This is a genomic window from Paenibacillus sp. GM2FR, from assembly GCF_002803325.1.
In the GTDB taxonomy this organism is placed as follows: Bacteria; Bacillota; Bacilli; order Paenibacillales; family Paenibacillaceae; genus Paenibacillus_AQ; species Paenibacillus_AQ lautus.
In genome coordinates this window covers 4005417-4032060 of sequence record NZ_MKZM01000008.1, presented here as the reverse complement: position 1 = coordinate 4032060, position 26644 = coordinate 4005417, and the positions used below count along the sequence as shown (strand labels likewise).

28 protein-coding genes are annotated in these 26644 nt (G+C 51.8%); 15 read left to right on the top strand and 13 right to left on the bottom strand.

Annotated features, from left to right (window positions below; all coding sequences use genetic code 11):
* Positions 1-88 precede the first annotated feature (88 nt).
* Both PAEVO_RS18250 and PAEVO_RS18245 read right to left on the bottom strand, forming a co-directional pair.
* Entirely contained in the window at positions 89-1459 is a 1371-nt protein-coding gene (locus PAEVO_RS18250) for a sensor histidine kinase (protein WP_100538822.1), read from the bottom strand.
* Positions 1456-2142, bottom strand: coding sequence for a response regulator (locus PAEVO_RS18245; RefSeq protein WP_100538821.1), 687 nt, complete (start codon positions 2140-2142; stop codon positions 1456-1458). Before PAEVO_RS18245 ends, PAEVO_RS18250 begins: the two co-directional genes overlap by 4 nt.
* 183 nt (positions 2143-2325) lie before the next feature.
* On the opposite strand from PAEVO_RS18245, the gene PAEVO_RS18240 reads away from it, so the two are divergent.
* Positions 2326-2724, top strand: a complete 399-nt coding sequence (locus PAEVO_RS18240) for a DUF6220 domain-containing protein (protein ID WP_100538820.1) — start codon at positions 2326-2328, stop codon at positions 2722-2724.
* A gap of 30 nt (positions 2725-2754) precedes the next feature.
* Entirely contained in the window at positions 2755-2940 is a 186-nt protein-coding gene (locus tag PAEVO_RS18235; protein ID WP_243390818.1) for a DUF5957 family protein, read from the top strand.
* A gap of 31 nt (positions 2941-2971) precedes the next feature.
* Here the strand turns inward: PAEVO_RS18235 and PAEVO_RS18230 are convergent, their stop codons facing one another.
* The gene (locus PAEVO_RS18230; protein ID WP_100538818.1) at positions 2972-3250 is read right to left on the bottom strand and encodes a hypothetical protein; all 279 of its coding nucleotides are present in this window, start codon (positions 3248-3250) and stop codon (positions 2972-2974) included.
* 193 nt (positions 3251-3443) lie between these two features.
* Here PAEVO_RS18230 and PAEVO_RS18225 point away from each other — a divergent pair, with 193 nt between their 5' ends.
* Complete coding sequence (locus tag PAEVO_RS18225) at positions 3444-4130, top strand: HAD family hydrolase (RefSeq protein ID WP_100538817.1); 687 nt, start codon at positions 3444-3446, stop codon at positions 4128-4130.
* Positions 4131-4210: 80 nt separating this feature from the next.
* On the opposite strand, the gene PAEVO_RS18220 is transcribed toward PAEVO_RS18225, so the two are convergent.
* Genes PAEVO_RS18220 through PAEVO_RS18195 form a run of 6 tightly spaced genes read right to left on the bottom strand, consistent with a single transcriptional unit; the run spans position 4211 to position 10919 of the window.
* On the bottom strand, positions 4211-5326 hold the full coding sequence (locus tag PAEVO_RS18220) for a YheC/YheD family endospore coat-associated protein (RefSeq protein ID WP_100538816.1): 1116 nt from the start codon (positions 5324-5326) through the stop codon (positions 4211-4213).
* Positions 5308-5847 (bottom strand): GNAT family N-acetyltransferase, encoded by a 540-nt coding sequence (locus tag PAEVO_RS18215; protein ID WP_100538815.1) that lies wholly within the window; start codon positions 5845-5847, stop codon positions 5308-5310. The genes PAEVO_RS18220 and PAEVO_RS18215 overlap by 19 nt, the downstream gene beginning before the upstream one ends.
* Before the next feature lie 53 nt (positions 5848-5900).
* Positions 5901-7007: a YheC/YheD family endospore coat-associated protein gene (locus PAEVO_RS18210; RefSeq protein ID WP_100538814.1), complete on the bottom strand. Its 1107-nt coding sequence runs from the start codon at positions 7005-7007 to the stop codon at positions 5901-5903.
* Positions 7004-8377, bottom strand: coding sequence for a YheC/YheD family endospore coat-associated protein (locus PAEVO_RS18205; RefSeq protein ID WP_100538813.1), 1374 nt, complete (start codon positions 8375-8377; stop codon positions 7004-7006). Before PAEVO_RS18205 ends, PAEVO_RS18210 begins: the two co-directional genes overlap by 4 nt.
* A complete protein-coding gene (locus tag PAEVO_RS18200; RefSeq protein WP_100538812.1) occupies positions 8374-9510 on the bottom strand; it encodes a YheC/YheD family endospore coat-associated protein in 1137 nt (378 codons plus the stop codon). Before PAEVO_RS18200 ends, PAEVO_RS18205 begins: the two co-directional genes overlap by 4 nt.
* A 14-nt stretch (positions 9511-9524) precedes the next feature.
* The gene (locus PAEVO_RS18195) at positions 9525-10919 is read right to left on the bottom strand and encodes a YheC/YheD family endospore coat-associated protein (protein ID WP_100538811.1); all 1395 of its coding nucleotides are present in this window, start codon (positions 10917-10919) and stop codon (positions 9525-9527) included.
* Between the two features lie 136 nt (positions 10920-11055).
* Here PAEVO_RS18195 and PAEVO_RS18190 point away from each other — a divergent pair, with 136 nt between their 5' ends.
* The 4 genes from PAEVO_RS18190 to PAEVO_RS18175 all read left to right on the top strand — a co-directional run bounded on the left by PAEVO_RS18190 (position 11056) and on the right by PAEVO_RS18175 (position 14583).
* Positions 11056-12222 (top strand): DUF445 domain-containing protein, encoded by a 1167-nt coding sequence (locus tag PAEVO_RS18190; protein ID WP_100538810.1) that lies wholly within the window; start codon positions 11056-11058, stop codon positions 12220-12222.
* Positions 12223-12295: 73 nt separating this feature from the next.
* Positions 12296-12643: a YlbF/YmcA family competence regulator gene (locus PAEVO_RS18185; protein WP_071218055.1), complete on the top strand. Its 348-nt coding sequence runs from the start codon at positions 12296-12298 to the stop codon at positions 12641-12643.
* A 139-nt stretch (positions 12644-12782) separates the two neighbouring features.
* Positions 12783-13070 carry a hypothetical protein gene (locus PAEVO_RS18180; protein WP_100538809.1) on the top strand — a complete coding sequence of 96 codons (288 nt, stop codon included), beginning with the start codon at positions 12783-12785 and terminating at the stop codon, positions 13068-13070.
* 178 nt (positions 13071-13248) lie between these two features.
* Positions 13249-14583: a DRTGG domain-containing protein gene (locus PAEVO_RS18175; RefSeq protein WP_100538808.1), complete on the top strand. Its 1335-nt coding sequence runs from the start codon at positions 13249-13251 to the stop codon at positions 14581-14583.
* Positions 14584-14662: 79 nt separating this feature from the next.
* On the opposite strand, the gene PAEVO_RS18170 is transcribed toward PAEVO_RS18175, so the two are convergent.
* The 3 genes from PAEVO_RS18170 to PAEVO_RS18160 form a co-directional block, all read right to left on the bottom strand.
* Complete coding sequence (locus PAEVO_RS18170; protein WP_100538807.1) at positions 14663-14974, bottom strand: YtpI family protein; 312 nt, start codon at positions 14972-14974, stop codon at positions 14663-14665.
* Between the two features lie 91 nt (positions 14975-15065).
* A complete protein-coding gene (locus tag PAEVO_RS18165; RefSeq protein WP_100538806.1) occupies positions 15066-15569 on the bottom strand; it encodes a sporulation membrane protein YtrI in 504 nt (167 codons plus the stop codon).
* Between the two features lie 3 nt (positions 15570-15572).
* Positions 15573-15899 (bottom strand): YtrH family sporulation protein, encoded by a 327-nt coding sequence (locus tag PAEVO_RS18160; RefSeq protein ID WP_100538805.1) that lies wholly within the window; start codon positions 15897-15899, stop codon positions 15573-15575.
* Between the two features lie 178 nt (positions 15900-16077).
* Between PAEVO_RS18160 and PAEVO_RS18155 the strand changes: the two genes are divergently transcribed.
* The 8 genes from PAEVO_RS18155 to PAEVO_RS18120 all read left to right on the top strand — a co-directional run bounded on the left by PAEVO_RS18155 (position 16078) and on the right by PAEVO_RS18120 (position 25319).
* The gene (locus tag PAEVO_RS18155; RefSeq protein WP_100538804.1) at positions 16078-19806 is read left to right on the top strand and encodes a DNA polymerase III subunit alpha; all 3729 of its coding nucleotides are present in this window, start codon (positions 16078-16080) and stop codon (positions 19804-19806) included.
* 145 nt (positions 19807-19951) lie between these two features.
* Positions 19952-20446, top strand: a complete 495-nt coding sequence (locus tag PAEVO_RS18150; RefSeq protein WP_076324336.1) for a phosphatidylglycerophosphatase A family protein — start codon at positions 19952-19954, stop codon at positions 20444-20446.
* Positions 20447-20602: 156 nt separating this feature from the next.
* A complete protein-coding gene (locus PAEVO_RS18145) occupies positions 20603-20791 on the top strand; it encodes a hypothetical protein (RefSeq protein ID WP_006212044.1) in 189 nt (62 codons plus the stop codon).
* A 92-nt stretch (positions 20792-20883) separates the two neighbouring features.
* Positions 20884-21777, top strand: a complete 894-nt coding sequence (accD, locus tag PAEVO_RS18140) for an acetyl-CoA carboxylase, carboxyltransferase subunit beta (RefSeq protein WP_071218063.1) — start codon at positions 20884-20886, stop codon at positions 21775-21777.
* The gene (locus PAEVO_RS18135; protein WP_100538803.1) at positions 21777-22760 is read left to right on the top strand and encodes an acetyl-CoA carboxylase carboxyltransferase subunit alpha; all 984 of its coding nucleotides are present in this window, start codon (positions 21777-21779) and stop codon (positions 22758-22760) included. The genes accD and PAEVO_RS18135 overlap by 1 nt, the downstream gene beginning before the upstream one ends.
* A gap of 119 nt (positions 22761-22879) precedes the next feature.
* On the top strand, positions 22880-24307 hold the full coding sequence (gene pyk / locus PAEVO_RS18130) for a pyruvate kinase (protein ID WP_100538802.1): 1428 nt from the start codon (positions 22880-22882) through the stop codon (positions 24305-24307).
* Positions 24308-24412: 105 nt separating this feature from the next.
* A complete protein-coding gene (locus tag PAEVO_RS18125) occupies positions 24413-24922 on the top strand; it encodes an acyl-CoA thioesterase (RefSeq protein ID WP_100538801.1) in 510 nt (169 codons plus the stop codon).
* Positions 24923-24926: 4 nt separating this feature from the next.
* Entirely contained in the window at positions 24927-25319 is a 393-nt protein-coding gene (locus tag PAEVO_RS18120; protein WP_098748409.1) for an FxsA family protein, read from the top strand.
* 170 nt (positions 25320-25489) lie between these two features.
* On the opposite strand, the gene ytvI is transcribed toward PAEVO_RS18120, so the two are convergent.
* Positions 25490-26608 (bottom strand): sporulation integral membrane protein YtvI, encoded by a 1119-nt coding sequence (gene ytvI, locus PAEVO_RS18115; RefSeq protein WP_100538800.1) that lies wholly within the window; start codon positions 26606-26608, stop codon positions 25490-25492.
* Positions 26609-26644 lie beyond the last annotated feature (36 nt).

Sequence of the window (26644 nt, the reverse complement as noted above, 5' to 3'; positions counted from 1 at the left end):
ACATCCGAATGAATAAAACGATGACAGGCCCGGTTGATATCTTTCCGGGTCTGTCATTGTTTAGGTTAAATAGGAGTTATGGGGGCCATTATATCCCGTGCGGCTGCTGATCCGAGTCATGATAGGGCAGCCGGACCGTAAATGTAGTTCCTTGCCCCTGCTGGCTCTCTGCCTGAATCGTGCCACCATGAGATACGATAAATTCCTTGGCAATCGCCAGACCCAGTCCCATGCCGCCTTGATGCCGCGCACGTGCTTCATCCGTGCGGTAGAAGCGGTCAAAGAGAAAGGGAAGATACTCCTCCTCAATCCCTGGACCTGTATCCCGAATATCAATTCGAAGCATGCCGGAAGCGGGCTCCTCTTGTAACGCGGTGTGGACAAGCCCGCCTTGGGGTGTATACCGAACCGCGTTGATGAATAGATTCAGAAACGCCTGTGTGGTTCGGTTTGGATCCACAGGAACGGAAGTACGCTCCGTAGCGCTCGTCAAACGCAAGGTCAAGTTCTTGGCATCGGCATCTGGCTCGATGCGCTCCTGTATCTGACCCAGAAGATCCAGCATGTCCGTGGGTTTCCGAACCAGCGGCAGCTGCTTCGCTTCGGCCAGAGATAGTTGATGGAGATCGCCCACGAGACGGGTTAAGCGAATCAACTCATCCTGGATGGGGAGCAAGTGTTCCGGCTGGATCGGTTGCCTGCTCTGTTGAAGCAGATCCAGCTTGCCTCTTACGATCGTCAGTGGTGTTCGAAGCTCGTGCGCGACATCAGCCACCAGATTGCGGCGGACCGTCTCGGACTGCTCGAGCCTGGAAGACATTCCGTTGAAAGCAACCGCGACCCTTCCGTATTCATCCTCCGAGGTGACGGGAGCCTGAACACCGTACTCGCCTTGACCGAGTCGTTCGATGGCCGGTACAAGTTTGCGCAACGGCGCGGTCAGCCTCCGCGATACCCAGTAGGCGGCTCCGAGGGAGAGCAGGACGAAGAGGACAGTACCTCCCCCCAACAGAATGATGATGGAGGTGGGCGTGCCGATCCGAAGCTTGGTCAGGTTTGCCACATCCGTATCATAATAATACATGTCCGCGATCGGTTCGCCTTCAAAAAATAACGTTCGTTTAACCCCCAAGCGTTTGATCTGTTTCTCCACCGCATCCCCCTCATGCAACAGAATCGTTTGTTCCCTGGATACCAGCAGCATACTTTCCTGACGGTCGGCTGCATGCGGACTTTCGGCTAACCATGCCTTATCCTGTATGGCATTGAAGGTCTGCCCGTTCTTTACATAGTAGCTGAGCAGCTTGTCCTGAAGCTGATTCAGTTCTTCTTTGCGCGAGGTTTGCAGTATGACATCCATGGAGTCGCGGATCACGATATACGTAAGAAGGACGAATACGGTGCTGAATCCGATAATAAACGACGACATCACGATGAATATTTTGCGTCCAACACTCATGGCTGCTGTTCAAACCGGTAACCGAATCCATACACCGTTTTTATAAAAACCGGCTCGGCAGGGTCATCTTCGATTTTTTTGCGGATCCGGCTGATATGGGCGTCTGCGGTCCGTTCATCATTATGGATATCGTCCTCCATGGCCGCTTGAAGCAGCTGCAAACGGCTGTATACCACGCCCGGTCTGGAAGCAAGGGTAAGGAGGAGCTTGAATTCGGTAGGAGTCAGCTGGATCTCCTGGCCGCGTTTCCAAACCCGGCATTGGGTTTCCGAGATCGTTAATTCGCCGCGCTCAAGCAAATCTTCGGATACCGAACCGCCTTCCATTCTGCGCAGAACTGAACGAATCCGGGCAGCCAGCTCGCGGAGTGAGAAAGGCTTGGTCATATAATCATCCGCCCCTACCTCAAGCCCGATTAGTTTATCCGTCTCCTCAATCCTTGCAGTAACCATAATGATGCCGACACGGCTTGATTTTCTGAGCTCGCGGCATACCTCAATGCCGCTTAATTCAGGCAGCATCCAATCGAGTATGACCAAGGAAGGCTTGAAATCCCTCGCTTTGGCCAAAGCCTCCGTACCTGTGGCTGCGGTAACAATCTGAAATCCCTCTTGCCGGAGGAATGGCTCCATAAATTCTATGACTTTCCGTTCATCGTCCACAAGAAGCAAGGTATGTGCCATGCTGAATCCTGCCTTTCTTTTGATTCGTTAGGTTTAACCCTAAATCCACCCCATTATATACGGTTTCCAGCCGCAATTGGAAAATTTCACGGAATACGCAACCCATCATCACAAGATCACAACATTCCGGTGATAGGATGGTACCCGTAAGATTATGAAATGAGAGAGGGGAGGGATACCGATATGAGTCAACAAGCTTCATCTGTAAGAAAAACACCGCTCGCCGTTTGGATTTCAATAGGGCTGGCATGGATTTTTGTTGTTTGCATTGCCATTCAGACGCTATTTGCCGGGATGGCGCTGTTTCACGATGGTTCGATGTGGAGGAGCCATACCCTGTTTGTCCATTTTTTTGAAATTGTGCCGCTGCTTATGCTGCTTTCGGGTTTTGCAGGCAAGCTGCCCGCCAAGTATAAATGGAGATCATTGGTCCTGTTGTTATTGGTTTTCAGCCAATATTTCACGGCCAATTTCCCTGGTGCGGGTGCATGGCATCCGGTTATTGCCATCGGATTGTTCTGGCTCGCGGTGGATACGGCGCGCTCCGTACCGCCGTCCTATCGTCAGGGACAGGAGGGGTAGATTGAAATGAAAGGCCTTGCGGTGTTGGTAATGGCTTTAATCGGAGGTTTTGCGGGCGGGGTCATTCTGAATGAAGTAATTGCCGTGATATCGCACGTGTTATATGGAGGAGACGAATATGGGTTGAAGGGTATCAAGTATCTTCCGGTAATTACCTCTGTATGGTGCGCTGCCATATTAATGATTTGGCGGCCGCGTCCGGCCTTCAAACGGTAACGCCAATCAGGTGGCACCTACCGTCACCCTATTACCCTTCAACCGCCAGCGATACCCAAACGAACAGGATATAGAATAGAATGGGAATCATCACTCCCATGGACAGCAGCAGCCATACAAGCGGCGTCCGGATCATCTCTTTAACAATAACGATCGGGCTGCGGACATACCGTCCTTTCTTAAGGCGGTTCACCATCCGCTTGAGAATGGCAGCTTGTTCATGAGGCTCATAGCGGCTTAGCTCTGCCAGCAGCTCGTCTTCCAGCTGCCCAATTGACGGCGCAGTATCAGACTCCCTTGTTCCAGGCATGTCAATCACCCTCTCATTCGTACTCGTTATATGTATAACAACTATAAAGCTCCCCTAGTTACGCATATTTTATAGGCGATAGATCAAAAGTAATGAGGAAATGAGGTTTGCAGATGTGATATGGTTCCTATATGATGAGGAAAGATTAGACTAGAATCAGATTATATGGAGCAAAGGGAAGGGAAGGACCAAATTGGAAAATACAGCAACGTTGATCAAGCCGGAAGCGATGATATTTGACATGGATGGAACGCTGTTTCAGACGGAGACCCTGCTGCTGCCCGCCTATCACAAATTGTTCGACATTTTGCGTGAAGAGGGGCATTATGAGGGCGAAACGCCGGATGAGGAGATCATGCTTGGATGTCTGGGAATGCTGCTCGAAGACATTTGGAAGATTGTCATACCGAATGGAACGCAGGCGGCCCATCGCCGTGCCGACGAGCTGCTGCTGCAGCTGGAGCTCGAAGGCTTAAACAATGAAGCAGCCGTATTGTATCCTGAGGTGAAGGAGACGCTGGAGGAGCTTCAACGGCGCGGCGTCCGATTGTTTGTTGCCAGCAACGGCCTGGAGCATTACGTGAAAGGCATAGCCGAAGCGAGAGGGATCATGTCGCTTTTTGAAGGCGTCTACAGTGCCGGAGAGCATGGAACGGCTTCCAAGGTGGACTTGGTAAGACTGCTGCTGGATGAACACGATATCCGGGACGCCTGGATGGTAGGGGACCGGTCATCGGATGTGGAGGCAGGCAAAGAGAACGGACAAACCGTCATTGGCTGCCGCTATGCAGGCTTTGGCGGGGAGCAGGAGCTGAAGGGATCCGACGTCGTTATTCATTCTTTTTCACACCTGCTGAAGCTTCATGATCAAGCCGAGTAGATAGGATAGATAGGAGTCACAAAGGCTGTTCCCAAGAGTAGCAAGTACCCTCTTGGAAACAGCCTTTGTGCGTTTCTGGCTTACGCATTTTTCGCGGATTTTTTTTGACTGTACACCCACAGCGCATACTCCAAAGGCTTCACCATGGATTCACGGTAGGCGGCCATATCGCCGATTTGGGAGAAGACTTCCCTTGATGGCTTCGGATTCACCTCGAGGAGAAGAATTCTTCCGGTTTTGTCCACGGCCAGATCCAGGGCAAGCTCGCACAAGCCTCCATACTGTCCGTCAAGAAATTGGGCTACATCCACACCGAGGGAATCGGCTTCCTCGCGAATGTTGGCGCGCTTTGCCGGATCCGTGATCCATTTACTTAACAATTCTTCCATCATGGTCGCGCGTCCGCCGCCATGCAGGTTGGAGGTAACGCTCTTCGGCGCCCCGACGCGCCCCACGCAACCGGTCACTTGCCATTGGCCTGCTCCGTTTTTCTGTACGAGCATCCGGTAATCATGCACTCTTCCATCCGGGAGTTCGAGCTGTATCCCTTCTTGAACCAGATATCGATCTTTATTGCCCCAGCCCGACAAATATTGCGCCAAATGGCCTGAAGGCATTCGTTTCGGTCTAATGATGCTCCGGTTGGAATTGCGTCCCCGGATTTCATACGTGCCCGTAACACCAGGGACCTTCGTAATCCGCAGAATTCCGCGTCCGCCCGTTCCGTTGATCGGTTTAAAATAGACGGTAGGATGAAGATTTAGCATCCGGTGGATATCACCTGCGCTTGTTACGATCCGGGTATCCGGCAGATGGGGGCGGAAGCGTTTCTTGGTGGACAGTACTTGATGAATCGTCCATTTGTTGCGTAATGGCCTGTTCAGAAACAGCAAATACCGATAGCGGGAACGAAAGCGCAGCAGCTGTTGAAAGCGGGGGCTCTTTTGAATGCGGCAGCGATCAAAGATCATATTGGGAAACGAGCGCCATTTCCGGCTCCATCTCCGGTGATCGGGATCGTATTCCATGGCGTTGATCAGGCCTTGGGTGCTGTTAACGTCGGCGGGAGTGAAGACGTAAACATCAAGCCCCATCGCTTTTCCTTCCCTGATCATATGCTCGTAGATATGTCGCTCCTCCAGCGTTTTCCGTTCATCCAAGTATAACGTCATAATACCTAATACGGGTTTTGACACAGAAGTTCACCTTCTTGAACAGAGTCAGCACGAGATGCTGAAGAACTGTGGAATGGATGCAGGGGAAGGGTTCCGCTCATAACGAGCGTAGGTTTACCCGTCGGACCTTGCTCAAGCGCTATGGCCTGGAGCCCTGCATGAAAGCACATTTGCAAGCTTGCGGAATGATCGGCCGCAACTTTGCATCGCAGCCGCCCGAATTTGGATAATTGTGAGCGGATCAGGGAAGAGCCGATATGCCGGTTGCGGTATAGAGGGTGTACAGCAACCATACAGGCATCTTCTCCATAATCCGCCGCTAAGCAAATCCCCACAGGTATGCGTCCGATATCGCTTCGAACCGTAGCTGCCATGATCGAGGTGCCGGGCTGCAGCAGATCGTCATAGGATAGCGAGGCCAGGCGCTGGTAACCTTCACGGGTTAAACGTTTGTTGCCGTAACGCCGGAAGAAATCGCTGCACTGTTGTCTGGCAGGCGGCCATTCTTCCGGGCTTGAGAGAGTGAGACATGAGATTTCCACATGATCCCCTCCTTTCATGTCTTCCTTAACCGATGCTTTAGATGATGTAGGGACTATCTTTGATTGATCAGGTATTCGGAATATTGAAAAATCCGCTCCAGTGATTTTTTCCGGATCGCGGGTTCGTCAAATTTCATGGGTCTTGAATTGGCTTCGAAGAACCAAAGGACGCCTTCGCTATCAATTCCGAGGTCCATGGACATTTCGCCATGGATCTGACCGGAGCTCTTCTCAATCTGCCGTGCCATATGCACGGCTGCTTTCTTAACTTCGCCTAGGATGGCATCGGACCGTTCCTGACCGAATACAATCGGAAGCAGCTTCTCCGGATCCTCAATCGTTCCTCCGCGAGGAACATGCGTGGTTATGCTCTTGGCGCCGGCCATTCGAGCTCCAATTCCTGTAACTGCCCAGGCACCGTATTCGTTCTTTTGCACAAGTATACGGAGGTCAAAGGCGCGACCGTGGACCTGGGCCAGCTCGATTCCCTGCTGGATCAGGTATGAGCTTCCTTTAGTCTCCTGATAAACCCGGTTCCAAAGCCGCTCTAAGGAGGCTGCTTTGTATGTGGTGCTGTTTTTGTTGTTCTGTATCTGTATGCGGTAGGGGAGCGATTTGTTTTTCTGGTAACTTACCCTCATGATTCCCTGCCCGGCTTTGCCGTCCTCGGGTTTAAGATACAGGTAAGGCTTCCGCTTTATCATTTCATATAAAGTGGGGTAACCCTTCAAACGCTTGGTCAGAGGTGCCCACTTTTTGGTTAACCGTGATTTGTTCAACCATGCAAACAGTCGCCACTTATTGAAGAAGTGTGGATTGTAGATATCGATATGGGGATGTTTTTGGCATTCCTTGATTTTGCGGCGAACCCAAGGGAGCGCTTCATCCTCTCGGTAGGGGATCCGGTTATATATAACCTGGGGCAGAGGGCATAGCCTCTGCTCCCAGGAATGGTCGTTGTTCAGCATGTAGCCCTTGACGGCACCCGTATCAAGCTTCAAATCGCGTACAGTCACTACATAGACCAGAAAGCCCATATCTTTTCCCGTCTTGATGATTTCCTGAAAATTTTGCCGGTTGCCCCTGAACATCGTATGCGAATCGTGCATGGTCAGGATGGCTACAACCGGTCTTCCATCACTCTCCACTCGGTTGATCACGAGTCATTCCCCCTGTGGAAGCCGCTGAGATACATACTGTGTTCAAAAATATGCTCGACCGATGCTTTTCCTTCCCCTCGCAGGGAAGGGTGGTTGAATATCGATCGGCCCGGCTTCGAATTTGCTTCAAACATCCATATTCTCTCGTTATCATCTATTCCGATATCGAATCCGATTTCTCCTAACAGATGCGGATGATGATTCTCGATGGCTTCCGACATCGCGATGGCGGCGTCCTTGGCACGCTCCAGCACATCTCGCGCTTTGGAGCCGAAGGCCCGGCTGAGCGCCTGCTCCGGCGTCATCAAGGAACCCCCGTTCTTGATATGCGTCGTGACGCTTCCCCGTCCGGCTTTTTTGGCGCCGATACCAACCACGGACCAGCGGTTTTTGCTGTTCTTATGCATATGGAATCTGAAGTCGATGGGGCAGCCATCGATTTCAATAAGGCGGATTCCTTGCTGAATAACATAGTTTCGCAGCTTGGGGCCGTGTTTAGCCTGAAGCATACGCATCAAACTATTAAAGTTCGGGAACTTGAGGAGGGTGTTGCCCCCGTTTCCGTGATATCGCGCAAAGTATCCTTTTTTGGGAAGATAGGTCAACCGGTAAATCCCGAGTCCTAAACTTCCGGCTGAGGGTTTATAATAAACAAAGTTATGGCGTTCCATCATATCCTTAATCCGCTCGGGACTAGGATTGTTATACGTTTCCGGCAAATATTTGCCTGCCTGCACGTCGCCGTCCAGCTGTGAGTACACATCGGATTTATTGAAGAAGGCCCAGTTGAAGAACTTGATGTTGCGCTTCAGAAACCGATCTCTCAGTTGATTGGTAAAAGGGGAGAAGTCGGTTTTCCGGCTAGGCAGACGATTGTAGACGACATCAGGGAGTGGAACGGTTTTGCGGACAAAGCCGCCGCCGGAACCGAGCATATAGGCATGAACGGTTTCGCGCTGCCAGTTGATATCCCGGGGGGCAAAGGCATATACGAACATTTTTTTGTTACCCTCACGAAGAAGCTGACGAATATACGAGGTTCGGGCTCCAAAAGGACTGGATGGATTATGCGGTCCGTCGGACAGAACCCCAACCACGGGCCCCAGCTCGATTTCTCCCTCACGGGGGGAATGAATATAGACAGGGCCCTGTCTGGGAACGTGGATTCCGTTTCGGACACCATTGCTTAAATAGATGTGTTTCCCCGATCGCTCTATCGGTTTCACAGCAGCGGACACCGTGTTGGTACCGATGCGAAGCTTAATCGATTTCCTGCTTGATAGCCCCAGGCTCTTTAGAAGCGAACCGGATAAAAAGACGACTTTTTCGGGCTGCTGCGAGAAATGAATATTTCCGAAATTCAAACTCATGTATTTACCCTCCTAAGTTGTCGAAGCAATAAATAACGGGCGTATTGAATCGGATGTTCGACGGACAGCCGGGCTGCGTGACCATCTCCCGTTAGTGTAAATGCGCGGCGGCCCGGTTTGGAGTTGACCTCCAGGATCCAGACCCGTCCCTTTGTATCCACGCCAAAATCGATTCCAAGCTCGCCAAGTCGGCCGAATCCTTCTTCGAGCAGAGACGGAAGCTGAGCGGACAGATCCCGGATGTTCTGAATGATCTTCATAGCCTTTTCTTCTCCGAAATCAGTCGTTAGATAGGGAAGGGCTGGAAATGCCGTGCCTCCTCCGTGAAGGTTTGAGGTCAGCCCTTGGCTTACGCCTTGCCGTGCGGCGATTCCTGTGATGGACCATCTGCCGCGGTCATTCTTTTGAACCAATGACCGAATATCAAACGGATCCCCGTTACGGTTGCGAAGCTCCAGGTAGGGTTGAATGATAAACCGGCGTCGGCCGGTAAATCGCCTCACCCATTCGTTCATCTCTTGTGCGGGAATGGTCTGCTGAAATATGCGATTGCTCCGATCCCTTCCTTGCAGTCTGACACGCTGCTGATCTGTCAAAGCGAGGTACAAAGTATGACGGCCCTGAGAGCCTCCGCTAGGCTTCATGAAAAGTCTGCTGCCAAAAGCCAGCAAAGCCCTGCTCAGTGATTCGGCCCCCGCATAACTTAAGGTTGCCGGCAGATAAGGCCTTAAGGCGGAAGAGCGCTTTAATAATTGATGCACTTTCTGTTTGCCGGGCAGACCGCGTGACCACAGCCTTACGCCCTGCTGCAGCATTCGGTTCAGACACTCACCGGCGGCAGCCGTTTCCTCACCGTTTCGATGCAGACATCGGTCATAGATGACGTCAGGAGGAGGAAAGGTGCGGAAACTCCAGCCTTCTCCCGGATTGAAATGATATCCTTGGATCCTGTCTATGGAGCTTTCAACACCAGAAGCAGGGGAGGCATCATCCGGACAAAAAACAAATACCTGCATGCCGAGTTCCTTGGCCTTCGAGCTGAGTTCTCGGAGAAATTCCTTCTCGCCAAAGGGAGGGAAGCCCGGTTTGCGGCATACCATGACACCCAGGGTGCCTATCTTGTTTGAGGACATAGGGTTCTCCTTTTTTAGAAACCCGTCAAGTATTGACAGTACTGAACGAGTCGTACGGCTGACGGTCTTACTTTGGAGTCGGCATTCAGCGGTGCGTTTTCGCCTTTGGACGGCTTGGAGTTGACCTCTAGGAGCCAAATGCGTCCAGTTGTATCAATCGCCAAGTCAATGCCCAGCTCTCCGAAATGATAGGGAATGGCAGCCTCCAGTCCATGAGCAATATCGAGTGCCGCTTGATTCATTCGGGCGGGGGCCGTTTGCTTGGAGGTTAACGGGATACTGCTCATGGCAAGTGCGTCCTTGACGGAAGATAACGTACCGCCTCTGGCAAGATTGGAAACAAAGTGGTTTCCGCCGGCAATACGGGCCACGACCGAAGTCACTGCCCATTTGCCATTTTTGTTTTTATGAACAAGCGCGCGAAAATCAACGTTTCGCCGGTTGATGCGAATCAAATCCAATCCTTGCTGAATTTGATAACGCGTTTTTTTTATTTTCCCGGATAAGCTGCTGAACAGCTTTGGAAGTGAGGAGTAGGTATTCTTCTTGCTTCCTTCAAGAGAGGTGGTCATCGTTTGATATTTGCCGTTCTCTTGGCGGGATATCCGGATGATGCCTTTTCCCAGACTTCCCCGCACCGGTTTCAGGAAGAGCGTCCGATAAGTGGCGCACATTTTTTTAAGCGTCGGATAACCGCTGAGCAAATAGGATTCGGGCAAATATTTCTGGAGTTTCGCATCAGGTCCGAGTGCCTCGAAGACATCGGATTTATCGAGAAATTTCTCGTTAAAGATATGGGTGCCGAATCGCGATTTTACTTCTCTCATAAAATGCTGTACGCTAGGACTATTCTCCAGTTTGCGGGTAGACAGCCGGTTATTAATGACGTCCGGAGCTGGAACGCTGAGCCTTTTCCATCCCGTGTCATAGACAATAGCTTCAAGTGTTGACGGGTTCGAACCGATCATGTCAGGGGTGAAAAAATATACATATGCGCCTTGTTTCTTGGCCGCGTTGACCATTTCCAGGCAGAAAGCTGAGATCGATCCGAAAGGTTTATCAGGTTCATCCGGTTGGTAGCGGCTGACCATGATCCCGATAAGCGGACCGAGCTTCAGTGTTCTTTCCGTTGGATAATATTTGACATTCATGACGGTACGCGGAAGAAGTCCCGAATGGCTGAATACGGAAGGGCTAAGGGCCAGCGAGTTCGATTTTCCTCCCGAGGTAACACGGATTTCCTGCTTGAAGGAGCCAAAGGCAAGCTGTATCGGTGAATCTGTCGGGATACGGAGCTGTCTTATGAGCCGGTCACCAAGCTTGATATCGTTATCCGAAAGCTGGGCTGAGCGGATTAATTGAACCGATACCTTGGATTTGGTGTTGGATTTGATCTTGGATTTGCGCATGATGGATCTCCTTCCGACAACAACTGGATACTTAAGTGAACAGACAAAGACTTCATCTGATCATTGCATGTAATGCATCATATGAGGACATATATCCCTTGGTGATTGTACTGCTCGGGAAAAAGGAGTGCTTAAAATGCAGAACTGGCTGTTTATTTTGGTGAACGTGTGCGTTGCTGCTTTTGTTGGCGGCATAACGAACCACTTTGCGATAAAAATGCTGTTTCATCCCCGTGAAGAAAAAATCATCCTGGGCCGCCGCGTACCCTTCACGCCAGGGCTCATTCCAAAGCGTAAAGACGAAATAGCCGAGTCGTTGGGACGCGTGGTCTCGGATTACCTGGTGACAAGCGAGGGCTTGCAGGAGCTTATTCGTAAGCCGGTATTTCGGGGTAAGATAGAGGACAGCCTCTATCGGAAGCTGGAGGAATGGAGCCGGTCGGAGCTGAGCTTCGGAGACTTGGCGCTAAAGGTATGGAGCTCCGAACAGTGGGAGCAATTGAAGGTCAGGGCCGAACAATCGGCCCGCCAGCTTACGGCCCGGGGTGCCGCAGCAGTATGGCACGGATACGGGTTGGAGGCAAAGCCGCTGAAGGAGCTTGTTCCCGGCTGGTCGGAGGAAACGATTCAGGGCTGGAGCGGAGCTGCCGCCGATGTTGTGCTGAAGGAGCTGAAGAACACTCTGCTGTCCGCTAAGGGGCAGCTAATGCTATCGGATGTGGCTTCTTCGCTTATCGATAAGGCTGGCGGGTTTCTGGGAACGATGGCTTCGATCTTTGTGGATGAGGATAAGCTGGTCCAGAAGCTGACGCCCATGCTGATTCAGCAGCTGGAGGGAGAGAAGATCCGCAAGACCATCACGGATATCATCTCAGGAAAGCTGTCATATTACGGTGAGATGCCGCTCGGAAATATCATCGAACATGCTGCGGGTGAGCCTGGTCTAGCTTGGATCACACGCACATTGGATGACAAGCTTCCTTGGTCCAAGTGGATTGAGCGAATCGAGTTTCTTCGCGTAGACGAGGTAATTGGACCGCGAATGCCTGCCATTAAAGCAGCTTTGCCTGGACTGCTCGATAAGGGACTTGGCTTTCTTGAGCGAAGCATCCCTGCGGCCATGAAGGCTGTTAACTTACCGCAGCTCGTTCAAGAGCAGGTGGAGAAGTTTCCAATTGAGCGGCTGGAAGAGATCATCCTGAGTGTGTCCGGCCGTGAATTCAGGGCCATCACCTGGCTTGGGGTTCTGCTGGGCGGAGTGATTGGATTGTTCCAATCCATGCTGACGATGCTGTGGAGATAAGATTTTTGATGGAGTAAGGCGAAAGGCGAATTAAAAAACGGCGTTTCGGCCGAATATATTGGAGGAATAACGAATGAACATTTATGACAAAGCACATGATTTGGCAAAAGCGATGAAGGAAAGCAAGGAAGTAGAGGAAATTACCTCAGCTATGAAACTCGTGGATGCAGATCCGGAGAGCAGACGCATGCTGGATGACTTCCGTCAGCGCCAGATGGAGCTTCAACAGCGCATGATGTCCGGCGATATGCCGGCACAGGACGAAATGGAGAAGATGGAGAAGCAGTTTGAGGTGCTGAGCCTGAACCTGAACATCCGCCGTTTGTTTGACGCTGAGCGGCGTCTGAGTGTCATTATCGAAGACGTGAACAAGATTATATCGGACAGCCTCCAGCATCTGTACGGACCAGCCCAACCATAAACGATCTCTCTTCATCAGGTTGCGTGCCGATAACTTCAAGACAAATTCGGTATATTTTTAAAAACTTGTCTCATAAATTGCGCAAGCTCCTCATAGAGTAGAAATATAGATTTCAGAGAGTAGAGGAGCTGCGTTTACAATGAAAAAAAAGAAGAACAAGTTTAAACACACCGCGTATCTATTGGTTGCACTCGGCATGTTGATATACGCCCTTCCCAGCATTTCTTTCTCTGGCGGGTTCTCATGGGTTTCGCTGTTCGGTGCAGTCTGGGCAGGATTTGCCCTACTCGTGATCGGTTCGCATCTCTATTACCTCATCGGTGTAGATGAAGCGAAACAAAAAGCGCTCGATGAGATCCGCAAGGAGAAATTGCATCAATGGGAATTGAAATGGCCTGAGGAGCAGAAAAGCCAGGAAGCCAATTAAGAGTCAAATCACAGCGGAAGCTGTGATGAACAAAAACCTCCCTTTAAGGGATACGGTTTGGATCGCCCATCCGTTATCCTTCAGGGGAGGTTTTTTGTATCTGACGGGTATGGGAGCGTCATTGGACGTGATATAATAGATACAGTATGGTACAGATAGTGTTCTGGGGGTGTAACAGTTGGACGTTCGAGATGATACGATTACCAAACACGAGCAGTTGGTTCAGCATATTGAAAGTTTGAAGGTTGGAAGCAAAATATCGGTACGACGGTTAGCCAAAGAGATGGGCGTCAGCGAGGGTACCGCTTATCGGGCGGTGAAGGAAGCGGAAAGCCTGGGCATCGTGGTCACGAAGGAACGGATTGGCACGGTTCGCGTGGAACGGAAGCCGCGGAACATATCCGAGCAGCTTACGTTTGCCGATGTCGTTGAAATTGTAGAAGGGCATGTGCTTGGCGGTGCGGAAGGGCTTAATAAAAGCCTGCATAAGTATGTGATTGGCGCCATGAAGGTGGAGGCAATGATCCGATATATCGATGCCGGAAGCCTCATGATTGTCGGTAACCGTGAAGATGCCCATTTCCTTGCACTTGAGCAGGGGGCGGGGGTGTTGATCACCGGCGGTTTCGGCACCAGCCGGGAAGTGAAACAGCTGGCAGACCAGCTGCATCTGCCCATTATATCGTCTAGGCATGACACGTTTACCGTCGCCTCCATGATTAACCGCGCCATTTTTGACCGTTTAATCAAGAAGAAAATTATGCTGGTGGAGGATATCGCTCATGATAAGCCGAAGAATCATCAGTTGAAAAACTCCGTCACGGTTCAGGAATTCAAACGGATTTCACAGGCGACCGGGGAAATCCGGTATCCGGTAACGGACGAATGGAACCGGGTCATCGGCATCGTCGGGGTTCGGGATGTGGAAGGGCTCGCCGAAACCCAGTCGATCGAGAAAGCGATGACCCGAAACCCCGTGACGGCAAGCATGAAAACTTCGCTCGCCTCAGCGGCGCAGATTATGATGTGGGAAGGGATCGATTTTCTGCCGATTGTGGATCGCAACCGAAAGCTGCTTGCTACGGTCACCCGTAAAGAAGTGCTTGGGGCACTGCGGGATGCGCGAAACCAGCCTCAGCTCGGCGAGACGTTTGATCAGCTGATCTGGAACGGAATCGCAGAGGATCGGGATGAGGAGGGGCGTTTGTTCTTTCACGGTTTTATCACGCCCCAAATGGCTTCAGAACTCGGAACGATTTCGCAAGGGGTGCTCACGACCGTGATGAGCCAAGCGGCGGTTAAAGCGGCCAAGGATATCAGCGGCTGGGATCATGTGCTGGACCATCTGTCGACGTATTTCATCCGGCCCGTGCAGATTGAGGATCCGATCGTCATTATGCCGAAACTGCTGGAGATCAGCCGTCGTACCTGCAAGATGGAGATTGAGATCCAGCATCAGACAAACCTGATTGCCAAAGCGGTCATGACGATGCAGGCGATCGATCACGGCTAACTCAAACGCCGGACAACATAAAGGGGCATCCCCAGGTCGCAATGGACCTTCCGGGATGCCCCTGTTCGTTCAATTTCACTTAGCTGGCTGTCCGCGAATTTTTCAGTCTGCTGTAATAGGAGCGGCTTCTTATGCCGGAAAATATATTAAATGCTCCAAGCACCAAGAACACGGCCTCTACTATGACAGCCGGCGTGGAGCCGCTGAACAGAAACATGCAGACTAGCGAAAGGGAAACCAGCATAATGCCCATAAAGAGGTTCATCATGGACATATAGATGCCGCGGTCAGCGGGATCCGCTACTCGGCGTGCGCGAATGCTATACAGGGCGGCAGCTACCACGGACACAACGAGGATCATGTATAGGATATAGTGGATGACTGTGATCATGGGAGGCTCCTTTGGGTCCATAACAGCTTAACGATTGACGATGTCGACGCCAAGCGTGTTAGATTCGATCATGTACAATACCGGTATTGTATCATGATCCGGTTGACTTTGCATCCACATGATCAAAGCTAACCCAGATTTGCAGTACGCCTTCCATGACCAGCATGGTCCTGATCTGGACCTTGTAATCTTTCTCGCGAACCGTATAGATTTTGTCGCTTAGGAGCGAGCGCGTCAGCTTGCTGTCGGCGTCGATATCAAACACGTTGCGGCCGCGAAGGGCAGCCAGATCGTCGCTCATAAGCCTGACGAGCTCTTTGATGATGACGGGATCCAGCGGCACCCTGTCGTTTTGCTCGCTGCGGATCTTGATTTCCTTGATGACCGTGGATTGTTTATTGTATTTTTTTAACGAATCGATGTCTTTTTTATACTGTGCGATTTGGATCTGCTGGCCTTGATTCGTTTCCCATAGTTTATTGTAGGCTGCATGATAGACCGAGTTGTAGACGATGCTGCCGACAACCATCCCCAGCACGAAGATGGAAGCAACCTGATAGAAGGGGCGGAAGCGGTGGGCTGGAGGTACCCGCATGGATTAACTCCGGCTGGAGCACACCCATTTGACCAGCTCACTGCCCATGTGTGCTCCGAGAAATGCAAAGCCGAGATATAGAATTTGTTTGATCGCAGGGGATAAATTGCCGACGGCCACGTTGCTTTCAATGACCCGCATCGGATCAATGGTGCCTCCGATGGCAGCCGCAAGCGCCCATATCTTAATCCGGTCCGCAACTTCTAGCATGGTCTGGGTGGGGGGCTGCAGGGACAACACGGCGCCCACGCCTCCCACCATGGCTCCCCCCAGCACGATGCCGAAGGCTATAAAAAAGTCCAGGATTGCTCTTGATAAAAAAACACTCATGCCCTCATGTCTCCTCTCTTGTCTTGGTGGATGTCACGGCAACCGCCTGTCCACGTACTCCCTAGTTTCATTCTATGGGCGGGCCTAGCGGGATTATGATAAAATGGTATAAAGACTTTTTAAGATACTCTTGGATTGATTTTAAATATACATGTACCGGCGAAAGGAAGGCGTTACGATGAGCTCTTTCGTGCATTTGCACGTGCATAGTGAATACAGTTTGCTCGATGGAGCGGCACGTATCGGTGACCTGGTGCGGGAAGCGGCGGCGCTTGGAATGAAATCGCTGGCGCTGACGGATCATGGCGTGATGTATGGTGCCATACCATTCTATAAAGCCTGTCTGGCGCAAGGCATCAAACCGATTATCGGCTGCGAGGCCTATATCACGGCAGGCTCCCGCAAGGAGCGGGGAAGCCGCAAGGATCAGCCGATCTATCATCTGATTCTGCTTGCCAAGAATGAGACCGGCTATCGCAATTTGATGAAGCTGTGCTCGATCGGACATTTGGAGGGGTACCATTACAGACCCCGAATCGATATGGAGGCACTCGCCGCCCATCATGAAGGGATTATATGTCTCAGTGCTTGCTTGGGAGGCGAGGTTCCTCAGCATCTGCTTCATGGACGGGAGGCGGAAGCAAAAGTCGCTGCGCTTCGTTACCAGGCGATTTTTGGAGAAGATTACTACCTGGAGCTGCAGGATCACGGAATTCCGGAGCAGAAGCGCGTGAATCCCCAGCTGATTCAGCTGAGCCGCGAGACCGGCATTCCGCTGGTCGCCACCAATGATGTGCATTACCTGGCCGAGAGCGATGCTGAAGTTCAGGACGTCTTGATCTGCATCGGCACGGGCAAAACGGTGGAAGATGAAGACAGGCTGCAAATCCAGACGAACCAGCTCTATTTGAAGGGCGGCAGCGAAATGGAGCGTCTGTATCCTCATGTGCCAGAAGCTATATTAAATACGGCTAAGATTGCGGACCAATGTAACCTGGAGCTGGAATTCGGCAAGTCGATTTTGCCGGAATACAGCTCTCTTCCGGAAGGGAAAGATGCAGCCGAATACTTGCGGGAGCTCTGCTTGAACGGGCTGCAAGAACGTTACGGGAATACGGAGCGGTGGCAGGATGAAGCGCAACGCAGCGAGTTGGAGCAGCGTCTGAACTATGAGCTCGGCGTCATCGAGAACATGGGCTTCAGCGATTATTTCCTGATCGTATGGGATTTTATCGCCTATGCCCATCGGCAAGGCATCGCGGTTGGACCGGGAAGGGGTTCATCGGCGGGCAGCCTGGTAGCCTACACCCTTCAGATTACGAATGTGGACCCGATGAAATATAAATTGTTGTTTGAACGCTTCCTGAATCCGGAGCGGATTACGATGCCGGATATTGATATCGACTTCAGTGACGAGCGCCGGGAAGAGGTCATTGATTACGTGGTGGATAAATACGGGAAAGAGCATGTCGCCCAGATCATTACGTTCGGTACGATGGCGGCAAGGGCAGCCGTCCGTGATGTGGGACGTGCGCTGAATGTGCCGTTCGGGGATGTGGACAAGGCGGCCAAGCTGATCCCTAACCATCTGGGCATCAGCATCGCAGGTGCGATGGAGCAAAGCCCGCAGCTGAAGGAGCAGTACGAGAAGAAGCCGAAGGTGCGCGAGCTGATTGATATGGCAATGAAGGTCGAGGGCATGCCGCGTCATGCTTCGACGCATGCGGCGGGCATTGTCATTTCCCGCGATCCGCTGACGGATGCGGTGCCGCTGCAGGAAGGCAGCGAGAAGACGGCGCTGACGCAGTATTCCATGGAGAATCTGGAGAGTGTGGGGCTGCTCAAGATGGACTTTTTAGGTCTGAGAACGTTGTCCATTATTGAGCGTACGCTGAGATGGATTCAAGAATTGACCGGCAGAACACTCGATTTCGAACAAGTGCCGGATGACGATGATCTAACGTATGAGATGCTGGGGCGCGGCGATACCACGGGCGTATTTCAGCTCGAATCCGCGGGCATCCGGCGGGTCTTGAAGGATCTGAAACCTTCGGTGTTTGAGGATATCGTATCCGTCAATGCCTTGTATCGCCCGGGTCCCATGGAGTTTATTCCAAAGTTCATTCAAGCCAAGCATGGCCGGATTGAGCCGGAGTATCCCCACTCGGACCTGATCCCGATATTAGGCGATACGTACGGCATTATCGTCTATCAGGAGCAGATCATGCAGATCGCTTCGACGATGGCCGGCTTCTCGCTCGGGGAAGCGGATTTGCTGCGAAGAGCCGTTTCGAAGAAGAAGCGCGAAGTGCTGGACCGGGAGCGGAGCCATTTCGTTTCGGGCAGTCTCAAGCTCGGTTATAGCGAGGATGAGGCCAACCGCGTGTACGATATGATCGTCCGGTTCGCGAACTACGGATTTCCCCGTGCGCATGCCGCCGCCTACGGCGTGCTGGCCTTCCAGACGGCTTATCTTAAGGCGCACTATCCGGTTCCGTTCATGGCTTCCATGCTGACTGCCGTTATGGGCAGCCACCGGAAGGTAGCCGAATATGTGCTGGAGGCACGGCGCCTCGACATCGAGGTGATGCCGCCGGACGTGAACGAAAGCGGAACGTATTTCACGCCTGTCATGAGCGGCCCTGCTGCCGAGGGCGGCGATGATGAAGCCAATCGTCCGGCCGGAGGCGGAATCCGATTCGGGCTTGCCGCGATCAAGAACGTCGGCACGCAAGCGGTGGAGAATATCGTCGAGATCCGGCGTGAAAAGCCGTTTGAAAGCCTGCTCGATTTTTGCCGCCGGGTGGACCTCCGCGTATGCAACAAGCGTGTGATCGAGTCGCTTATTCAGGCGGGGGCTTTCGATTCCTTGCAGGGGCATCGTTCCCAGCTGGTTGCCATGCTGGACGAAACGGTCGAAGCGGCCGTGAAGTGGAGAAAGGAGCGGGATGATCTCCAGATTCAGCTCTTCGACTTCGTGGAAACGACGAATTGGGACATTGAATATCCGGACATCCCGCCTTATACCGCAAGTCAACAGCTCGAATTCGAACGTGAGCTGCTGGGTATGTATTTGTCCGGCCATCCGCTGGACGGCTTCGAAGATACGCTGACGGAGTCCGGAGCTGATCGGTTAATGGATCTGCATGAAGCGGAAGATGAGTCGATGGCTACGGTTGCCGGGATGGTGGTTACACTGAAGACCATTACGACGAAACAGGGGAAAGCGATGGCTTTCATGGAGTGCGAGGATCAAATCGAGCGCTGTGAGGTCGTTCTCTTCCCAGAAGTGTGGAAGCGAAGCGCGCATTTGATTGAAAAAGGCGCGCTGCTCGCGATACGGGCGAAGGTCCAACTGCAGGACGAAGGCTTCAAGCTGCTGGCCGAAGAAATCGCTCCGCTCGAGGCGCAAACCTTGAGCCAACTGGTTCAACGAAGCAAGCTGCGGGGAACAGCGAGCGGCAGAGGAAGATCCGGCGGAGAGAATAACGGCCGGGGCGGAAAATCGGGGGCAGCCGGCATGCAGCCGGTTTCGGCCGGTAATTCATCGGCAGTCCCGACCCCGGAGCCGCTTGCCGCCCGCCGTGGTCATGATTCGACCCCAATCGGAAACGAAGCATCGGGCAGCAGCCTATCGCCCGAGAAGGAATCTCGTACCGTCGTATCGAATCATAAGGCTGGGCAGCGTGTGTTTGTGAAAATAACAGCCGATGCGGAACAATCAGAGCTGCTGGTGAAGCTGAAAGAGCTCCTGCAGCAGCACCCGGGGCATGTGCCGACGGTGCTGTTTTATGAGCGAAGCCAGAAGGTGCTTGCGCTTAGCGATGCCTATCGGATCAAGCCCTCGACAGAGCTTTTTGCCGAAATGGAGAGCATGCTGGGCAAGGACACCGTTAAAGTGAAGTGACATGAAAATTTAAGAACGTTTCCCATCCCTCCCGCATACAATTAGGACACTACAGGTAATGTTGGCCGAGTATTCGCATGAAGAAGGCTCTTCATGATAGAACCGGAATGAAAGAGCACGGCCAAAGACGCGGGGGGGATTTGTGATGTCAATGGACTTGGCAGAAAGCATGCTCAGCCGCAGAGGAGTCAGCGTAAGCTCCATCGCGGATATTGTGTTGAAGCTTCAGCAGCGTTATCATCCGAAGTTAACCATCGAGCAATGTGAAGAAAGCGTCCGGGCGGTTCTCGGCAAGCGCGAAGTGCAGTATACGCTGTATACGGGCATTGCGCTGGATGAGTTGGCGGAGAAAAAACTGCTGCCGGAGCCGCTGCAATCGATTATGGAGCAAGACGAACCGCTCTACGGAGTGGATGAGACCATGGCGCTTGGTGTCACGAGCATATATGGCATGATCGGACTGACCAGTTTCGGTTATCTGGACAAAGAAAAAATTGGTGTAATTGAGATATTAAATGAAAAGTCCGACGGGATTCATGTGTTTCTGGATGATCTCGTTGCAGGCATCGCCGCTGCCGCTTCCTCGCGCATCGCCCATAACAATCCCGATGCGGCCCATTACACCGCGGGTTCTGACTGATTTGCGCGAGCGGTGTCGAATCGCTGCATAAGGGTACAGATTTGGCTTTCAGCCCCCTGCTCTCTTTGTTGAGGTAAAAACTGAAGTATGTTATCATTATCCATTATATCGGCTCAGGATATGCCTGTGGGACGAGATTAGGGGGATCTGAAAGGCATGTGGACGGTAATCTATATTGCGCCAACTGCAAAGGTGGCGGAAATGATCAAGACCAGGCTAACGGAAGAAGGTTTTTTGGTTCAAAGCCGTCCTGTGAATCTTTCCAAACAGCAGTTTGAGATTTTGGTACCCTCCGGAGAGCTTGAGGAAGTACAGGAAGTGTTGAATTCGATATTGCACCCCTAGTTTCATCTGGGTTACATAGCGAAGCTTAGCGTACGGATCGGCGATGTGCTATTGCAGCGGCCATTCAAATTTACGGCTGGAGAGGTGTAGTTGTGTTTAAAGACTTGTTTCAGAAAAAAAGGAAATACGCAACGATCCCATCGGAACGACTTGGGACGGCAGGGCAGCCTCAGGAAGGCGAACGCCCGAAACGGGAAATTCCGGAAGGTCTGATGAATAAGTGTGCTAAGTGCGGCACCATTCAATACAGCAAAGAGCTTGAGAAGAATCTGAAGGTGTGTCAGGAATGCGGACATCATATGCGCCTGAACGCGGTAGAACGGATTGCGATGACGCTGGATGAGACAGGCTTTGAAGAGTTTGACGCGGACATGATCTCGGTGGATCCGCTCAAATTTCCGGGATATGCGGCCAAGCTCGAGCAGCAGAAGATGAAGTCCGGTCTTCATGATGCGGTTATTACCGGTCAAGGCTCGATTCTCGGCCAGCCTGTTGTGGTAGCCGTGATGAGTTTTGATTTCTTCACGGGAAGCATGGGCTCCGTCGTCGGGGAAAAAATCACCCGAGCGATCGAGTTTGCGACGGACAAGCGTTTGCCTCTCATTATTTTCTCGACCTCCGGCGGTGCCCGGATGCAGGAGAGTATTCTCAGTTTGATGCAGATGGCCAAAACAAGCGCTGCCCTGTCCAGGTTTAACGAGCTCGGCGGGCTCTATATTTCAGTGATAACGGATCCGACGACCGGCGGTGTATCCGCCAGCTTTGCGACGCTTGGCGACATCAATATTGCCGAGCCGGGAGCCGTATTCGGCTTTGCGGGCCGTATCGTTATTGAACAGACCATTCGCCAGAAGCTGCCGGATGATTTCCAGACAGCGGAGTTCAACTTGGCGCATGGTCAGCTTGACATGGTTATTCATCGGAAAGATATGCGCTCCATGCTTGGTAAGCTGCTGGAGATGCATACCGTGAAAGGGGGATTCTGATGTCAGGCGAATTGCCTTTTGAAATGCCACTTGCCGAAATGCGCAAGAAGATTGATGAACTGAAACAATTCGGACAGGAAAAAGGGATCGATTTCACGGATGAAATCGCCCGCCTGGAAGAACGATATAGTCGTTTGGAGGAAGAAATCTATTCTTCGATTTCGCCTTCCCAGAAAATGCATCTGGCCCGTCATCAGCAGCGACCGACGTCGCTTGATTTGATCCAGTTGATCTTTACGGATTTTATCGAGCTGCATGGAGATCGTCTCTACGGGGACGATCTTGCCATTGTCGGCGGCCTGGCCAAACTCGACGGCGTTCCCGTCACAGTGGTCGGTCAGCAGCGCGGTAAGGATACGAAGGACAATATCGCGCGTTTCTTCGGAAGTCCACATCCGGAAGGCTTCCGTAAAGCCCTGCGACTTATGCAGCAGGCGAACAAGTTCAAGCGTCCCATTATCACGTTTATTGATACAAAAGGCGCATATCCGGGTAATACAGCAGAAGAAAGAGGTCAGTCCGAGGCGATTGCCCGTAATCTACGGGAAATGTCGTCCCTTGGGGTGCCTATTGTTTGTGTGGTCATCGGCGAAGGTGGAAGCGGCGGTGCTCTTGCGATGGCTGTAGGCAATCGTGTGCTGATGCTCGAGCATGCCATCTATTCCGCCATTTCACCGAACGGCGCCGCATCCATTCTGTGGAAGGATGCATCCAAAGCGGATCAGGCTGCGGAAGCCATGAAGATCACCGCTAAGGACCTGCTTGAAATGGAAGTCATTGAGGAAATTATACCGGAGCCTAAGGGCGGTGCGCACCGCAACTATGAAGAGACGGCCGCCGCCATTCAAAGCGCACTGATCAGCCAGCTGAAAGAGCTGTCCGTCATGGATGCCTGCGAGCTGAAGGAAGACCGGTACCGCAAATTCCGCAAGATCGGCGAATTCGATTTTGCAAAGGCGGAACAGGAAGACGTGATTCTGTAAAAGTCTGATGAGTATGTGACGATATGACAAAGTTCCTATACAAATGAGACTTTTTGTAGTAGATTTAGTTGTTGGAAAAAGAGATATAGAGAACCCTTTAATAAACGGAGGAAACCCAAATGCGCAAAACAAAAATTGTATGTACCATCGGTCCTTCCAGTGAATCGTTGGAAAACACCAAGAAGCTCATTATGGCCGGCATGAACGTGGCTCGTCTGAACTTCTCCCACGGCGACTTCGAGGAGCATGGCAACCGGATCAAGAACATCCGCCAAGCTTGTGAAGAGTTGAACAAAACGGTAGCGATCCTGCTTGACACCAAAGGACCGGAAATCCGTACAGGCAAACTTGAAGTGGAACCGATTGAGCTTGTACAAGATGAATATATCACCCTTACTACCGAGGAAATCCTAGGTGATAAGAATCGTTTGTCCATTACTTACAAAGAGTTGCCGCAAGATGTTCAAGTCGGATCCACGATCCTGATCGATGACGGTCTGATCGGTCTGACCGTGGTGGAGATTCAAGGCACCGAAATCAGATGCCGCATCGTCAATGGCGGAACCATTAAGAGCAAAAAAGGTGTAAACGTACCGGGAGTCGCGATTTCTCTCCCAGGAATTACGGAAAAAGACGCCAACGATATCGTTTTCGGGATCGAACAGGGCATCGATTTTATTGCCGCTTCCTTCGTTCGTAAAGCAAGTGACGTGCTTGAAATTCGCGAATTGCTGAAGAAGCATAATGGCGAGCACATCCAAATCATCTCCAAAATCGAGAACCAGCAGGGCGTTGACAACCTGGATGAAATCCTCGAAGTATCCGACGGCTTGATGGTAGCTCGTGGCGACCTCGGCGTAGAGATTCCGGCTGAGGAAGTTCCATTGGTTCAAAAACGTATGATCGAAAAATGTAACCTGGCTGGCAAACCGGTCATTACGGCTACGCAAATGCTGGATTCCATGCAGCGCAACCCGCGTCCTACCCGTGCGGAAGCAAGTGACGTTGCCAATGCGATTTTCGACGGCACCGATGCCATCATGCTGTCCGGCGAAACGGCTGCAGGTAAATACCCTGTAGAATCCGTACTGACCATGTCCCGTATCGCAGAGAAAGCGGAATCCGCACTGAACTACCGTGAAATGTTCCTGAAGCAGCGTATTGCTCAAGATACCAGCGTTACCGAAGCAATCAGCCAATCCGTTGCGATCTCGGCACTTGACCTGAATGCTAAAGCCATCATTTCGTCCACGGAATCCGGTCAAACGGCTCGAATGGTATCCAAATACCGTCCAGAGGCTCCTATCGTCGCTGTCACGACTCAAGACAGAACGTTGAGACGTTTGGCACTGACTTGGGGCGTAACGCCGGTTAAAGGCGAACAGGCTTCTTCTACGGATGAGATGTTTGATTATGCGCTGCAAGGCGGCGTGAAGTCCGGACTCGTGAAAGAAGGCGATCTTGTTGTGATTACAGCAGGCGTGCCGCTGGGCCGTTCCGGCTCAACCAACCTTCTGAAAGTGGATCAAATTCCACAGGAGAAGTAATACAACAGTCAAGAATCCGCTGGATTCTGAATATAGCTGCATATAAGCAATGGACGATGATTATAATCGACCATTGCTTTTTGCATAGATGAGGGGGTGATGTTGATGCCTAAACCATCCGTACCGGCACCAAGTCGCTGGTTCTGGACTTCCTTTCGGGTGCGTTACCAGGAAAGCGATCAAATGGGTGTCGTCTATCATGCTAACTATTTAAACTGGTTCGAGATCGGGCGTACCCAAATGATCCGTGAAATGGGATTTACGTATCGCGGAATGGAAGAAGAAGGCGTCCTGCTCCCGGTGGTTGATCTAGATATCAAGTACCGCCAGCCTGCGCGGTATGATGATCTTGTAACGGTGTTTACCAGAATGACTGCTTTCTCCCCGCTTCGAATACACTATGAATATGAGGTCCGTTTGCTGAGCGAGCAGGAGCAGGCAGATTTGGGGACGATGGATCTGTCTCCCGAATCCGGGCTTCCCGGTGCCTTGTTAACGGCAGGCGCGACCCGTCATGTATGGCTGAATAGAGAGTGGAAGCCGGCCCGACTGGATAAATGCGCGCCAAAGCTGTATGATGCATTGAGGGACACCCTTTGGGGGAGGAAGGAGTAGCTTCATGTTCAAATGGTTGCTGGCAGCGATTATCTTCGTGCCTGCTATTGAAATATTCGGCTTCCAGTTCGTTGCGGATCGCGTGGGCGGCATGAATACCTTGCTATTGACGCTGCTGACCTCTGCGGTTGGCGTGGCCATGATGAGGTTCGAAGGCCGCAAAGCGATGGAAGATGCCAAGCAGAGAATGAATTCGGGCATGGTTCCGGGTGCTTCCATGGCCGATGGTCTATGTATATTTGCGGGTGGAGTACTACTTATTCTGCCGGGCTTTGTAACTGACATTATCGGATTTACGCTGATATTTCCGCTGACTCGCCCGCTGTATCGGATTTTGCTGTTGAAATGGATGAAGAAAAACATGAAAAACGGCAAGATTACGATATTTCGCAGATAATACTAACAGGCATCACCCATAAGACCGGCCCCTCAGGGGCCGGTCTATTTATGCATGGAGCACAAGAGAGTATCAGGAAATATCAGGGAAGATCAGAAAGTACCTCTATCAATCCTATGATAATCTGATCACTATAGCCCTATGATGAGTCAAACATGTCCGTCCGACTGCTACCTGAACCTGCCCCCGATAATATAATTCCTAAGGTCCTTGAATACATGGGCCCGGTGAAAAGCATCCAGGATGACAAGCGACACGGGACCTACAATCAGCCCCAGAATGCCGAACAGCTTGAGCCCGACGAACATGCCCAGCAGGGCGGCGAGCGGGTCCAGTCCCACACTGCTGGCGAGCACCTTGGGCTCCATGATCTGCCTGACGATCAGGATGATGCTGTACAGGACGGTGAGTCCGATGCCGAGCGTCAGGTCGCCCGTCATAAAGGCATACAGCGACCAAGGGATCAGGACGATGCCGACGCCCAGGTATGGGAGAAGATCCACCAAGCCGATCAGAAGACCGATGGAGAAGGCGGAATCGACCCCGAGCGCATAAAGGGTGATCATGACGATAAGTGCCGTGATGGAGATGAGAATCAACTGGGCCCTCGCGAATCCGAACAACGCTTTTTTCAGATCTGAGAAGATATAGATCATGGGTTTGCGAATGACGCCCGGTAGGATGCGGAGAAGCGCGCGATTATGGCGCTCCCAGCTGTTGCTGAGAAAGAACGTGGACAGCAAAACGACGATGAGAATCGTGCCTAAGTTCGGCAGGTAATAAATAATTTGCAAAATTCCGTTAAAAATACCAGTAACTAAATCGGTCACGGCCGTGCCAATCGTTTGCGTTGTGCGGGTAATATTCTGATTGATGGTATCGTGATAATTCGGGTTGTTCTGATAGAACCGGCTAATCTCATTGATGATATTCTGGAAGCTATCATTCTGCGTCCAGGCGGTCAGCCATTCCATCCAGGCATCAATATGGAGATTGAAGGACTGGGACAGGATAATCAGCTCCTTGACCAGTCTGGTGACAGCCGCAGTGAGGATCAGCAGAGCCGCTCCGAAATACAGCAGCAGGGACAACGTGACAGCGAGCCACCGCGGCAGCTTCAAACTCCGCTGAAGCAGGTGGACGCAAGGATTCATGGCATAGGCGATGATCCAGGCCAGAAGGAAGGGATAAAGCAGCGGCAGCAGTACATATATCAAATAGGCGATCACGAAGATGGAAGACAGCACCCACACTCCCCGGCCAAAACGCTTGAGCATCAATCGTTCCAAACCATCACACTCCTTTGCAGCACTTCAGGGACGAGC

Excerpts from the sequence above, each read along its gene's own strand:
- PAEVO_RS18135 (WP_100538803.1), top strand. The coding sequence starts at position 21,777 with ATGTCAGGCGAATTGCCTTTTGAAATGCCACTTGCCGAAATGCGCAAG.
- PAEVO_RS18170 (WP_100538807.1), bottom strand. The coding sequence starts at position 14,974 with ATGATCACAGTCATCCACTATATCCTATACATGATCCTCGTTGTGTCC.
- PAEVO_RS18245 (WP_100538821.1), bottom strand. The coding sequence starts at position 2,142 with ATGGCACATACCTTGCTTCTTGTGGACGATGAACGGAAAGTCATAGAA.
- PAEVO_RS18240 (WP_100538820.1), top strand. The coding sequence starts at position 2,326 with ATGAGTCAACAAGCTTCATCTGTAAGAAAAACACCGCTCGCCGTTTGG.
- pyk (WP_100538802.1), top strand. The coding sequence starts at position 22,880 with ATGCGCAAAACAAAAATTGTATGTACCATCGGTCCTTCCAGTGAATCG.
- PAEVO_RS18205 (WP_100538813.1), bottom strand. The coding sequence starts at position 8,377 with ATGAGTTTGAATTTCGGAAATATTCATTTCTCGCAGCAGCCCGAAAAA.
- PAEVO_RS18200 (WP_100538812.1), bottom strand. The coding sequence starts at position 9,510 with ATGTCCTCAAACAAGATAGGCACCCTGGGTGTCATGGTATGCCGCAAA.
- PAEVO_RS18165 (WP_100538806.1), bottom strand. The coding sequence starts at position 15,569 with ATGCGGGTACCTCCAGCCCACCGCTTCCGCCCCTTCTATCAGGTTGCT.
- PAEVO_RS18185 (WP_071218055.1), top strand. The coding sequence starts at position 12,296 with ATGAACATTTATGACAAAGCACATGATTTGGCAAAAGCGATGAAGGAA.
- PAEVO_RS18155 (WP_100538804.1), top strand. The coding sequence starts at position 16,078 with ATGAGCTCTTTCGTGCATTTGCACGTGCATAGTGAATACAGTTTGCTC.
- PAEVO_RS18190 (WP_100538810.1), top strand. The coding sequence starts at position 11,056 with ATGCAGAACTGGCTGTTTATTTTGGTGAACGTGTGCGTTGCTGCTTTT.
- PAEVO_RS18120 (WP_098748409.1), top strand. The coding sequence starts at position 24,927 with ATGTTCAAATGGTTGCTGGCAGCGATTATCTTCGTGCCTGCTATTGAA.
- PAEVO_RS18160 (WP_100538805.1), bottom strand. The coding sequence starts at position 15,899 with ATGAGTGTTTTTTTATCAAGAGCAATCCTGGACTTTTTTATAGCCTTC.
- PAEVO_RS18250 (WP_100538822.1), bottom strand. The coding sequence starts at position 1,459 with ATGAGTGTTGGACGCAAAATATTCATCGTGATGTCGTCGTTTATTATC.
- PAEVO_RS18125 (WP_100538801.1), top strand. The coding sequence starts at position 24,413 with ATGCCTAAACCATCCGTACCGGCACCAAGTCGCTGGTTCTGGACTTCC.
- PAEVO_RS18150 (WP_076324336.1), top strand. The coding sequence starts at position 19,952 with ATGTCAATGGACTTGGCAGAAAGCATGCTCAGCCGCAGAGGAGTCAGC.
- PAEVO_RS18195 (WP_100538811.1), bottom strand. The coding sequence starts at position 10,919 with ATGCGCAAATCCAAGATCAAATCCAACACCAAATCCAAGGTATCGGTT.
- PAEVO_RS18235 (WP_243390818.1), top strand. The coding sequence starts at position 2,755 with ATGGCTTTAATCGGAGGTTTTGCGGGCGGGGTCATTCTGAATGAAGTA.
- PAEVO_RS18145 (WP_006212044.1), top strand. The coding sequence starts at position 20,603 with ATGTGGACGGTAATCTATATTGCGCCAACTGCAAAGGTGGCGGAAATG.
- PAEVO_RS18180 (WP_100538809.1), top strand. The coding sequence starts at position 12,783 with ATGAAAAAAAAGAAGAACAAGTTTAAACACACCGCGTATCTATTGGTT.
- PAEVO_RS18230 (WP_100538818.1), bottom strand. The coding sequence starts at position 3,250 with ATGCCTGGAACAAGGGAGTCTGATACTGCGCCGTCAATTGGGCAGCTG.